The sequence below is a fragment of the Sulfitobacter sp. M39 genome, assembly GCF_021735935.1.
Lineage (GTDB): Bacteria > Pseudomonadota > Alphaproteobacteria > Rhodobacterales > Rhodobacteraceae > Sulfitobacter.
This window is the reverse complement of sequence record NZ_WMDZ01000001.1, coordinates 505,904-517,591: the sequence shown is the minus strand read 5'-3', so window position 1 is coordinate 517,591 and position 11,688 is coordinate 505,904. Positions and strand designations below refer to the sequence as shown.

The following is an 11,688-nucleotide window of genomic DNA, read 5'->3' as shown; positions in this document are numbered from 1 at the left end:
CGAAGGGCCGCTCTATCCCGGGCGTTTACCCTGCGGGGGTAGAGGAAACGCCGACCTGCGCCGGACGCAGCAGACGGTCGTGCAACATGAAACCTTCGGCGGCGACCTGGATAATATCGCCTGCTTTGGTGTCTGGCACGGGTGCCTCGAACATCGCCTGATGATGCTGCGGATCGAACTTGTCACCCACTGCGGGTGAGATGACTTCGATCCCGTGCTTCTTGAACACGCTCAGCAACTCGCGCATCGTCAGCTCGATCCCTTCCAGCAATGGGCCGGAAATGGTGCGCTGCTCTTCTGTAGCGGCTTCCAGGGCGCGTTTCATATTGTCGTAGACCGGCAGCATGTCGCGCGCCAGTTTCGACCCGCCATAGTTTTCCGCCTCGCGACGGTCCTTGTCAGACCGTTTGCGCGCGTTCTCTGCGTCGGCCAGGGCCCGCATGAAACGGTCTTTCAGCTGGTCACGCTCGGCACGCAATTCGTCCAGTTCCAGCGCTTCGTCGTCAATCTCGGACATCTCGTCGGCATAGGCTTCGGCCTCTGCGTCATCGATATCATCCAGAAATTCGTTCTCTTTCGGCTCTGCCATAATTCACCTCTAGCTGCGGTTCGAAATCAGCTTTCCAACCAGCTGCGCCGTGTAATTCACAATCGGCACGATACGTCCATAATTAAGGCGCGTGGGTCCGATCACACCGACCGCCCCGATCACCTTACGATCAGCGTTCATATAAGGGGAAACGACCAGAGAGGAACCCGAAAGTGAAAAAAGTTTATTCTCAGAACCAATAAAAATGCGCACACCGTCGCCCGCGTCGGCCAATTCGAGGAATTCCGCGATGTCCCGCTTGCGTTCAAGGTCATCAAACAGCTGGCGGATCAATTCGACGTTCTCGGCCTCGCCTTCGGTGTTGATCAGATTCGACCGTCCGCGCACGATCAACCGCTCGGGGGATTCCCCTTCGCCCTGCCACAGCGCCAGACCGCTTTCGACAAGCTGTTGTGCCAGCACGTCGATCTGCTGGCGCCGCTGGCTGATCTCATGCGCGATGCTGCGCTGCAATTCAGAGATGGTTTTCCCCTCGACCAGCGCGTTCAGGAAGTTCGCGGCTTCACGCATGCTGCTGGGGGTCTGGCCCGGCGGCGGTGTGAATAAACGGTTCTCCACGTGACCGTCGGAAAAGACCAGAACGACCAGCGCCCTATCGTGAGACAGTGAAACAAATTCGATATGCTTGATCGGCGCCTCGTGCTTGGGCGTCAGCACAAGCGAGGCGCCCTGGGTCACGCCAGACAGCGCCGACCCCACCCGATCAAGAATTCCGCTGACATCGGCGTTGTTGCTGCCAACGGTCGCGTCAATTTTTTCACGGTCCGTCTCGGTTGGATCACCAATCTCGATCATGCCGTCGACGAACATGCGCAGCCCCATCTGCGTCGGGATACGACCGGCGCTGACATGGGGGCTGCCAAGCAGGCCCATATATTCAAGATCCTGCATCACGTTACGGATCGTGGCCGCGCTGACTTTTTCGCTGAAGTCACGGGTCAGCGTGCGCGACCCCACGGGATCGCCATTCGCCAGATAACCTTCGACCACGCGGCGGAACACCTCGCGCGAGCGGTCGTTCATCTCGTCTAAAACTGTAGGTGCTTTGTCCATGTAGGCAGAAGTATGTGCGACAGGGGGCAAACGTCAATCGGGGTTGCATCGCGCCGCAACGCAGAGTTATCCCCAATGGCAAATGGAAAAGGAAATACCTATGCGCCCCTCTGGTCGGAAACTTGACGAACTGCGTGCCGTGTCGATTGAAACGGGATTCACCAAACACGCCGAAGGATCGGCCCTGATCAAGATGGGCGACACCCATGTGCTATGTACCGCCACGATCGAGGACCGCGTGCCGCCCTTCATCAAAGGCTCCGGTCTGGGCTGGGTCACGGCAGAATACGGCATGCTGCCCCGTGCGACCAACACCCGTATGCGCCGCGAAGCGGCAATGGGCAAACAAGGGGGCCGCACCGTTGAAATTCAACGCCTTATCGGTCGTGCCCTGCGCGCCGGTGTGGATCGTAGCGCCTTGGGCGAACGTCAGATCACCATCGACTGTGACGTGCTGCAGGCCGACGGCGGCACGCGGTGTGCCTCTATCACGGGGGGTTGGGTCGCGTTGAAACTGGCGGTGAACAAGCTGATGAAGGCCGGCGACGTGGTCAGCGACCCACTGGTCGATCCGGTCGCCGCGATCAGCTGCGGCATCTATGCGGGCCAGCCGGTGCTTGACCTTGATTACCCCGAGGATTCAGAAGCAGGCGTTGACGGTAACTTTATTATGACCGGCAGCGGCAAACTGATCGAGATCCAGATGAGCGCCGAAGGCTCCACCTATTCGCGCGACCAGATGAACCAGCTGATGGACCTCGCCGAAAAGGGCGTGGCAGAGCTGGTCGACAAGCAAAAGGCAGCCACCGCATGACCCGTAAATTCACCGGCGACCAGATCTTGGTCGCCACCCACAACGCTGGCAAGCTACAGGAAATGACCGAGCTTTTCGCCCCCTTCGGCGTCACCGTCAGAGGTGCCGCCGAGATGAACTTGGGCGAGCCGGAGGAAACCGAAAGCACTTTCATCGGCAACGCCCGCATCAAAGCACGTGCGGCAGTCGCGGCGACGGGCCTTCCCGCGCTTGCAGATGACTCCGGGATCGAGGTCGAAGCGCTGGACAATGCCCCCGGCGTCTATACCGCCGATTGGTCCGAAACGCCCAACGGACGCGATTTCGTCATGGCAATGACCAAGACCCATACGTTGTTGGAAGAGGCAAACGCCCCTCACCCACGCCGCGCGCGGTTCTGCGCGACATTGGTATTGGTTTGGCCCGACGGGCACGAGGAAATTTTCGAAGGCCGCGTGAACGGAACTCTCGTCTGGCCCATCCGCGGCGACGTCGGTCACGGCTATGACCCAATGTTCCAACCTGATGGGCACGCGCAGACCTTTGGCGAAATGTCCGCCGATGCCAAGAACGCCATCAGCCACCGTGCGGATGCTTTCGCCAAACTGATCTCTGCCTGCTTTGACTGAGGATTGGCGCCAGGGTGGCTTTGGCCTTTATATCCATTGGCCGTTTTGCGAGGCGAAATGCCCCTATTGTGACTTTAACAGCCATGTTAGTCGCACAATCGACCAACGGGCCTGGCGCGATGCCTATCTGACAGAGCTTGAACGAGGCGCCGCCGAAACCCAAGGACGCGTCTTGAACGCCGTCTTTTTCGGCGGTGGCACCCCAAGTCTGATGGACCCCGATGTCGTCGCTGATGTCATCGCCGCGATCCGTCGATTGTGGCCCACGGCGAATGATCTGGAAATCACGCTCGAGGCGAACCCCGGTTCGGTTGAGGCCGACCGTTTTGCGGCCTTCCGTCAGGCGGGCGTGAACCGTATTTCAATGGGGATACAGGCCCTGAATGACGCGGACCTGAAACGTCTGGGCCGCATCCATACAGTTGATGAAGGGCTTGCCGCTTTTGACATCGCACGCAATACCTTTGAACGCGTCAGTTTTGATCTGATCTATGGTCGCCAGAACCAGAGCTTACCCGACTGGCAGAGCGAGCTGAAACAGGCCCTATCCCTAGCGATAGACCATATGTCGCTGTATCAACTAACCATTGAACAAGGCACCGCCTTTGGCGACCGCTATGCGGTAGGAAAGCTGCGCGGATTGCCCAGCGATGATCTGGGCGCCGATATGTACGCGGCCACTCAAGATATTTGCGGTGAGATGGGCATGCCCTCTTACGAGGTATCGAACCACGCCCGCGACGGGGCGCAGTCGCGGCACAATCTGATCTACTGGCGCTATGGCGATTATCTTGGCATCGGCCCGGGGGCGCACGGGCGCCTGACCCAAAACGGCAATCGCTTTGCGAGCGAGTGTTTTAGCAACCCCAAACGCTGGCTTGACGCTGTTGCCAGCGGTGCCACCGAAAAGCCCCGCGAGCTTCTGACGACAGAAGATCAGGGTAGCGAGTTTCTGATGATGGGGCTTCGTCTGAAAGAAGGCGTCGATCTGCGCCGGTACGAGGCGCTTTCCGGCGTGCCGCTTTCGACAAAAAAAATCACCCAGATGCAGGACATCGGGATGATTTTTAGGGATAAAGACCAGCTTTATGTGACGGATCAGGGCTTTATGGTGCTAAACGCGATCCTGGCCGAGCTTTTGTCAGATTAGGACGCCGACAAAAGCTGGCAGAGCTCGTCCAGCTCATCCATCGTCGAGTAGTGCAGCACCATCTGGCCCGCTTCCTGCCCCGGCTTGTGGTTCAGGGTTACCTTCAAACCAAGGTTCGCTGACAGATCCCCTTCAAGAGCGCGGGTATCCGCGTCTTTTTCACTCGAGGATTTGGCCGCCCGTTTGTTTGGCCCTTCATTCTCACCATGCTGCTCTTTCTTGATCAGCGCCTCGGCGGCACGTACCGACAGACCGCCAGCGATAATCTGTTTCGCCAGCTTTTCAGGGTTCTTTGACGGCACCAAGGTTCGCGCATGGCCCGCGGTCAGATCGCCCTGACGCACCATTTCCAGAACGTTTTCGGGCAAGTTCAGCAAGCGCAGCAGGTTCGCGATATGACTCCGGCTTTTGCCCAAGGCTTCCGCCATCTTCTCTTGCGTATGGCCAAAGCGGTCCATCAGCTGACGATAGCCCGCCGCTTCCTCGATCGAATTGAGGTCCGCCCGTTGGATGTTTTCGATAATCGCAACTTCGAGAACTTCGACATCGGTGAATTCGCGCACAATGATCGGAAGTTCATGCAGCTGCGCCATTTGCGACGCGCGCCAACGGCGTTCGCCGGCGACGATTTCGAATGTCCCATCATCGCGACGGCGTACGATCAGCGGCTGAATAACGCCCTTTTCGCGGATAGAGTTTGCAAGATCATCCAAATCCTGCGGATCAAACCGCTTGCGCGGTTGCTCCGGATTAGGAGAAATCTTTTCAATAGGAACATACTGTTCCGCCGCGCCTTCTGATGCCACCGTTTGTGTCTCCGCTACGTCCGCCATCAAAGCCGACAATCCTCGACCCAAACCGCGCCGTTTGTCTTTATCTGCCATTGCCTGACCCCTTATTTATACGGCACTATTTGCCAGTACTTCTTTCGCAAGATCGCGGTACGCTTTGGCACCTTTCGACCCGCTATCGTAACTTAGAACCGGCATCGCATAACTGGGTGCCTCACTGACCCGTACGTTGCGCGGAATAACGGTTCTATATACCAGTTCGCCCAAATTGCTTCGGGCGTCCTGCTCAACTTGTTGCGACAGGTTGTTCCGCTGATCATACATCGTCAGCAAAATCCCTTCGATCCGCAGATCTTTGTTCCCGCTCTGGCGCACTTCGCGAATGGTCAGCATCAACTGCGACAATCCTTCAAGCGCGAAAAACTCGCTTTGTAGCGGGACAAGCACCGAATGCGCCGCGATCATCGCGTTCACCGTCAGCAAGTTCAGCGATGGCGGGCAATCAATCAGAATATAATCGAAGGCGTAGCTGTCCATCTGCGTCTGCCGCAAGGCGTCGTGCAGAAGAAAGCTGCGCTTTTCATTAGCGATCAACTCCATATCTGCGGAACTCAGATCGACAGTTGCTGGAACGATATGCAGGCCCTCTGTCTCGGTCGTCATAATTACTTGATCTAGGTCGATATCCTCAAGCAAAAGCTCGTAGGTCGTGAATTCTCGATCATCCAGTTCAATGCCCAGACCAGTTGACGCGTTGCCCTGCGGATCAAGGTCAATGACCAGAACGCGCTGCTTCTGCTCAACCAAAGCCGCCGCGAGGTTGATCGTCGTCGTGGTCTTGCCTACCCCACCCTTCTGGTTCGCAATCGCAATAATTTTGGGCCCCGAAGGTCGAGAGAGATCAGACATGTTTGATTTCCTTGATCTTAAGAATTGCGGCAGATGGGTTCGTCTGACTTTGGATCGCGTCGCAGGTATATCCCCACGTCTCTTTCGCTGCGGCATCTTCTGCGCGCCAGTTCTCCCCTTTCGGGAAAAGCGCGGTGCCGGAGGGCAAGAGATGCCGATCCGCAAAGCCGAGCAAAGCGGTCAAGTCGGACAGCGCCCGCGCGCTTAGAACGCCTGCTTCCAAAGGTTCGATCGCTTCAATCCGCGCGTTTGCAACCGTTGCGTTCAGCTCAAGCTCCCGAATGGCTGTTCTCAGGAACGCGCATTTACGCTGGTCACTTTCGACCATGGTGAATTTCGTATCGCGATTGTCTTGCTGTGACATCAGCGCCACGACAATTGCCGGAAAACCGCCGCCGCTTCCAAGATCCACCCAATGGTCTGCATTGGGAGCGTGGGCATAGATTTGTAGCGAATCCAGAATGTGACGCTCCCACATCTCGGGGATACTCGGTTTGGAAATCAGGTTAATCTTCGCCGTCCACTTCTCGACCAGTTGCGAGAAATGCTGTAGCTTCTCCAATGTTTCACGTGAAACATCCTCGTCAAAAGCGCCCATTATGCAAACTTCTTCTGGCTGCCGCGCTTGAGGTGAGACAGAAGCAGCGTCAAGGCGGAGGGCGTCATACCGTCAATGCGGGCCGCCTGTGCGAGATTGGTCGGGCGGGTAAGCGACAGTTTGGAGGTGAGCTCATTTGACAGCCCGTCGATCGCTTCATAGTCAAAATTCGTGGGAATAACATGCGCCTCATCCTTCTGGAGCAGGTCGATATCTCGCTGCTGGCGCGCAATATAGTTTGCATATAGTGCATCCCGCTCGACTTGGCGGCGAATTTCGGGTTCTACCGACTCAAGCTCCGGATTAATCAAGACGATCTGCTCGAATGTCACATCTGGAAATGCTAGCAGTTGGAAACCGGTCCGCTTCGTGCCATCCTGGCTCACTTTGATCCCCGCCGCCTCGATTGGCTTTGACGCATAGGGCGTTTTCGTGAGTTCCGCCATCGCTGCGTCGATTTTGGCCATTTTGCCGTTAAACTGCGCAACCCGCTCTCGCGACACGCAGCCCAAGGCGATCGCCAAATGCGTGAGGCGCTGGTCAGCGTTATCAGCACGAAGCGACAAACGGAATTCAGCACGCGATGTAAACATGCGATAGGGCTCTGTCACGCCTCGGGTGGTCAGGTCATCAATCATCACGCCAATATAGCTATCCGCGCGGCTGAACGTTACCGGCTCTTTACCCTGTGCTGCGAGCGCGGCGTTTAAACCGGCAACCAAGCCTTGTGCAGCAGCTTCTTCATAGCCGGTTGTCCCGTTGATTTGACCAGCGAGATATAGGCCAGGCACTGTCCTTACTGACAGCGCCAGATCTAGGGCGCGGGGGTCGACATAATCATATTCAATCGCATAACCGGGCTGGATGATTTTTACATTCTCCAACCCAACCATCGACCTCACGTAGGCGAGTTGAACATCCTCAGGCAGCGATGTCGAAATGCCATTGGGGTAGATCGTGTGATCATCGGCCCCCTCAGGCTCCAGGAAAACTTGGTGCGAGGTTTTATCAGCGAAGCGAACGACTTTATCTTCGATCGACGGGCAGTATCGGGGCCCTACCCCGTCGATATGCCCCCCGTACATCGCGGACCGCGAAAGGTTATCGCGAATAATTTGATGCGTCTTCTCATTGGTGTGCGTAATGCCGCAGGAGATCTGCGGAGCAGACGTCGCCTCTGACAAGAAAGAGAACAAGGCCGGCTCTTCATCTCCGGGTTGCGATTCCAGCTTTTCCCAGTCAATCGTCCGCCCGTCCAAACGCGGCGGCGTCCCGGTCTTCAAGCGTCCGAGTGGCAATTCGAACGAATCGATGCGGTTCGCTAGGTCGACGGAGGCTTTATCGCCCATCCGACCGCCGGAGCGCGCTACATCTCCAATATGGATGACCCCGCGCAAGAAAGTACCCGTCGTCAAAACAACCGAAGCAGCCGAGATCTGTTCACCATCGGCAAGAACGGCACCACAAACCTTACCATTGTCGAGAATGAAGTCCGTCACCTCACCCTCTACGATGGTCAGATTCTCCTGGCGCTCGGTCTCGGCAAGCATTTCTTTCCGATAAATTGCACGGTCAGCCTGCGCCCGCGGACCTTGAACAGCGGGCCCCTTGCGACGGTTCAAAAGACGGAACTGAATGCCGGCTTTGTCCGCGACACGCCCCATAACGCCATCCAGCGCGTCAATCTCGCGCACCAAATGTCCCTTACCCAGACCACCGATAGCCGGATTGCAGGACATCACCCCGATCCCGTCGCGCGACATCGTGATCAAAGCAGTATTCGCACCCATACGCGCGGATGCGTGGGCCGCTTCGGCTCCGGCGTGGCCGCCACCGATAACTATCACGTCAAAATGTTTCACGTGAAACACTCCATCTATTTACCCAAGCAAAAGCTCGAAAAGATTACATCCAGCAGGTTCTCAACGTCAATTCGGCCTACCAGCGCTTCTAGTGCGCGAATCGAATGGCGTAGTTCTTCTGATGCTATATCATATTGATCGGGGCCGTGATCCAGAACCAACATCGCAGCGGCTAATCCCTCGGCTGATTTCTGCAATGCAACGCGGTGACGTTCGTGCGTCGCAAGGCCTGCATTCAGACTTCGCGCCCCGAGGATGGCCTGTATTCTTTCTATCAGCTGCGGTACGCCCTGCCCCGTCACACCAGATATAGCGTTGTCCGCGCTATCGCGTAAGTCAGCCTTTGGTCGTAGAACGATATCATCCGCAGCTGCGGCGACAGGCAGTTCCTCACCCTCTTCAATCAAGAACACGCGCAGATCAGCTTGCACGCCGCGAGTTTTTGCGCGGTCAATCCCGATGGCTTCGACCTCGTCTGCCCCGTCGCGCAAGCCCGCCGTATCCAGCAAAGTCACCGGCAGGCCACCAAGGTCCATCCGGACCTCGATCACGTCGCGCGTCGTACCCGCCACAGCAGAGGTAATCGCCGCATCGCGCCCCGCCAATGCATTCAACAAAGTGGATTTTCCGGCATTGGGCCGGCCGATGATCGCGACTTCAAAACCCGTTCGGATACGTTCGGCCGTATGGGTGCCAGCGATTTCAGCCAGAATATCGGCGTTCACCGCATTCAGCAGTTCCGTAACCTCGGGCGAGACGTCGACGGGAACGTCTTCATCCGCGAAATCGATGGTCACCTCAAGCAGAGCGGCCGCGCGGATCAGTTTGTCGCGCCAGATATCGACCTTTTGACCCAAGTGACCGGACAAAACGCGCAAGGCTTGTTTTCGCTGCGCTTCGGTCTCTGCCTCGATGAGGTCACCCAAGCCTTCGACCTGCGTGAGGTCTAGCTTTCCATTCTCCATCGCACGGCGGGTAAACTCGCCCGGCTCGGCAAGGCGCGTGCCCTCAAAACCTGAAAGCAGCGTCAGCACCGCACGCACCACTGCGATGCTGCCATGCAAATGAAGCTCGACCGTGTCTTCGCCTGTAAAGCTGTTCGGACCCTCGAAAGTCAGGACAAGGGCACGGTCAATGATCTGCCCATCGGCGTCACTGATAGCGCGCACCGCAGCCACCCGCGGCGCAGGTAATGGCTGCGCGATGGTTTCAGCGATAAAAAACGCCTGCGGGCCCGAAATACGAATGACGCAAACACCGGCCCGCCCCTGCGCTGTGGCTTGGGCGAATATCGTATCCATATCATTTAACCCACTGATTTAAGTGAATAATTAGCTATTCATTGAATCGAAGAAATCGGAGTTCGTCTTGGTTTGCTTCAACTTCCCGATCAGGAATTCAATCGCATCCGTCGTGCCCATCGGGTTCAGAATACGGCGCAACACAAAGGTCTTTTGCAGATCGTTTTTGTCGACCAGCAGATCCTCTTTCCGCGTACCGGACTTCAGAATATCTATCGCAGGGAAAACGCGCTTATCCGCAATTTTGCGATCCAGCACGATTTCCGAGTTGCCGGTCCCTTTAAATTCTTCAAAGATCACCTCGTCCATACGGCTGCCGGTGTCGATCAGCGCGGTGGCGATAATGGTCAGCGACCCACCCTCTTCGATGTTCCGCGCGGCGCCGAAGAAACGTTTGGGGCGTTGCAGCGCGTTGGCATCAACACCACCGGTCAGAACCTTACCCGACGACGGCACAACAGTGTTAAACGCACGGCCCAGACGGGTGATCGAATCCAACAAAATCACAACGTCGCGCTTATGCTCGACCAGACGTTTCGCCTTTTCGATAACCATTTCAGACACGGCCACGTGGCGCGTTGCAGGCTCGTCGAAGGTCGAAGAAACAACCTCCCCTTTGACACTACGCTGCATATCAGTGACTTCTTCGGGGCGTTCGTCAATCAGCAGAACGATCAAGTAGCACTCGGGGTGGTTCTGTTCGATCGAATTCGCGATGTTTTGCAGCAGAACCGTTTTACCGGTCCGTGGCGGCGCCACAATCAAGCAGCGCTGTCCCTTACCAATGGGCGATACCAGATCGATAATACGCGAGGACCGGTCCTTGATCGTCGGATCATCGACTTCCATCGTCAGACGCTCATCAGGGTAAAGCGGCGTCAGGTTTTCAAAGGCAACCTTGTGGCGCGCTTTTTCCGGCTCTTCAAAGTTGATCTTGGTGACATCTGTCAGCGCAAAGTACCGCTCCGCATCATCTGGCGCCTTGATCAGACCTTCGATTGTGTCGCCGGTGCGCAGCGAGTGCTGGCGGATCATCTCGGGCGAGACGTAAATGTCATCAGGACCCGGCAGATAGTTCGCTTCGGGCGAGCGCAGGAAACCGAAACCGTCCTGCAACACTTCCAGCACACCATCGCCCGAGATTTCCCAGCCTTCATCCGCACGTTCGCGCAGGATCTGGAACATCATTTCGCCTTTACGCATGGTCGATGCGTTTTCGATCTCAAGCTCTTCGGCCATCGCCAGAAGATTCTTGGGCGTCTGCGCCTTTAGATCGGCAAGGTTAAGTGTTTCAGTTGTCATGGAAATATCCTGTTCCGATCCCGGAATGCGGGCGGGTCGTGTCATAAAAATGGGCAGATTTATACGGTCCCCGGACGGGGTGCAGAAAACACATACTCAGAATGGCGTGTTTCGTCAATCAGCTTAGAATTTCACGACGACCGAGAACACAATGATGATCATCAGCAGCGTCGGCACTTCGTTCATGATCCGGTAACGCTTCCCGCTCAGCCGGTTCTCCCCCGCTGCAAAGGCCTTCACACGTCCGACAAGCCACCCGTGGAACCCCGTCATCGCAAACACGCTTGCCCCCTTCGTCCAGGGCCACACAGCGGCCCAGTCGACGATGCCCGGTGTGAACACCAGCGCTAGCCCGAAAATCCAGGTGCCGATCATTGCGGGGCGCATGATCACGTTGGCAAGCTTGAACTCCATCATTTTGAAAAGATCATGGGTCTGGCCGTTTTGGCCCACCTGCTCTGTATGATGCACGAGAAGCCGCGGAAGATAGAACAGCGCGGCCATCCACGAAATGACCGAGATAATATGAAGCGATTTTACCCAAGGATAGGCGATGGCAAGCAAGTCGGTCATGTCACACTCCGGTTGGTGCCTTCTTACTAATATAAATAAGAAAAGAAGAAAGATGATGATGTAAGTAGGGAGATCATTTTCTGTGGATTACTGTTTTGTACCTCGATTTATCCACCT

At 56.5% G+C, this 11,688-nt stretch carries 12 protein-coding genes; 3 read left to right on the top strand and 9 right to left on the bottom strand.

Translation table 11 applies throughout. The annotated features are described in order from the left end of the window. Positions 1-25: 25 nt before the first annotated feature. Together GLP43_RS02445 and hrcA are read right to left on the bottom strand one after the other, a co-directional pair. Positions 26-589 (bottom strand): nucleotide exchange factor GrpE, encoded by a 564-nt coding sequence (locus tag GLP43_RS02445; protein WP_005850788.1) that lies wholly within the window; start codon positions 587-589, stop codon positions 26-28. Between the two features lie 9 nt (positions 590-598). After that, positions 599-1,633, bottom strand: coding sequence for a heat-inducible transcriptional repressor HrcA (gene hrcA / locus GLP43_RS02440; RefSeq protein WP_237278063.1), 1,035 nt, complete (start codon positions 1,631-1,633; stop codon positions 599-601). A 130-nt stretch (positions 1,634-1,763) separates the two neighbouring features. On the opposite strand from hrcA, the gene rph reads away from it, so the two are divergent. From rph to hemW, 3 genes are read left to right on the top strand one after another with little or no spacing between them, the layout of a single operon-like run. Continuing rightward, on the top strand, positions 1,764-2,477 hold the full coding sequence (rph, locus tag GLP43_RS02435; protein WP_237278062.1) for a ribonuclease PH: 714 nt from the start codon (positions 1,764-1,766) through the stop codon (positions 2,475-2,477). Further along, positions 2,474-3,085, top strand: coding sequence for an RdgB/HAM1 family non-canonical purine NTP pyrophosphatase (gene rdgB / locus GLP43_RS02430; RefSeq protein WP_237278061.1), 612 nt, complete (start codon positions 2,474-2,476; stop codon positions 3,083-3,085). The genes rph and rdgB overlap by 4 nt, the downstream gene beginning before the upstream one ends. Further along, complete coding sequence (gene hemW, locus GLP43_RS02425) at positions 3,078-4,235, top strand: radical SAM family heme chaperone HemW (protein ID WP_237278060.1); 1,158 nt, start codon at positions 3,078-3,080, stop codon at positions 4,233-4,235. Before rdgB ends, hemW begins: the two co-directional genes overlap by 8 nt. On the opposite strand, the gene GLP43_RS02420 is transcribed toward hemW, so the two are convergent. The 7 genes from GLP43_RS02420 to GLP43_RS02390 all read right to left on the bottom strand — a co-directional run bounded on the left by GLP43_RS02420 (position 4,232) and on the right by GLP43_RS02390 (position 11,571). Next, positions 4,232-5,119: a ParB/RepB/Spo0J family partition protein gene (locus GLP43_RS02420; protein WP_237278059.1), complete on the bottom strand. Its 888-nt coding sequence runs from the start codon at positions 5,117-5,119 to the stop codon at positions 4,232-4,234. The genes hemW and GLP43_RS02420 overlap by 4 nt on opposite strands. A gap of 15 nt (positions 5,120-5,134) precedes the next feature. Then, positions 5,135-5,935, bottom strand: coding sequence for a ParA family protein (locus tag GLP43_RS02415; RefSeq protein WP_237278058.1), 801 nt, complete (start codon positions 5,933-5,935; stop codon positions 5,135-5,137). Then, a complete protein-coding gene (rsmG, locus tag GLP43_RS02410) occupies positions 5,928-6,536 on the bottom strand; it encodes a 16S rRNA (guanine(527)-N(7))-methyltransferase RsmG (protein ID WP_237279909.1) in 609 nt (202 codons plus the stop codon). The genes GLP43_RS02415 and rsmG overlap by 8 nt, the downstream gene beginning before the upstream one ends. Next, positions 6,533-8,395: a tRNA uridine-5-carboxymethylaminomethyl(34) synthesis enzyme MnmG gene (gene mnmG, locus GLP43_RS02405; RefSeq protein ID WP_237278057.1), complete on the bottom strand. Its 1,863-nt coding sequence runs from the start codon at positions 8,393-8,395 to the stop codon at positions 6,533-6,535. Before mnmG ends, rsmG begins: the two co-directional genes overlap by 4 nt. A gap of 14 nt (positions 8,396-8,409) precedes the next feature. Further along, on the bottom strand, positions 8,410-9,696 hold the full coding sequence (gene mnmE / locus GLP43_RS02400) for a tRNA uridine-5-carboxymethylaminomethyl(34) synthesis GTPase MnmE (RefSeq protein WP_237278056.1): 1,287 nt from the start codon (positions 9,694-9,696) through the stop codon (positions 8,410-8,412). A 30-nt stretch (positions 9,697-9,726) separates the two neighbouring features. After that, positions 9,727-10,998, bottom strand: coding sequence for a transcription termination factor Rho (rho, locus tag GLP43_RS02395; RefSeq protein WP_005850767.1), 1,272 nt, complete (start codon positions 10,996-10,998; stop codon positions 9,727-9,729). A gap of 123 nt (positions 10,999-11,121) precedes the next feature. After that, positions 11,122-11,571, bottom strand: a complete 450-nt coding sequence (locus tag GLP43_RS02390; protein ID WP_237278055.1) for a CopD family protein — start codon at positions 11,569-11,571, stop codon at positions 11,122-11,124. Between the last annotated feature and the right edge of the window lie 117 nt (positions 11,572-11,688).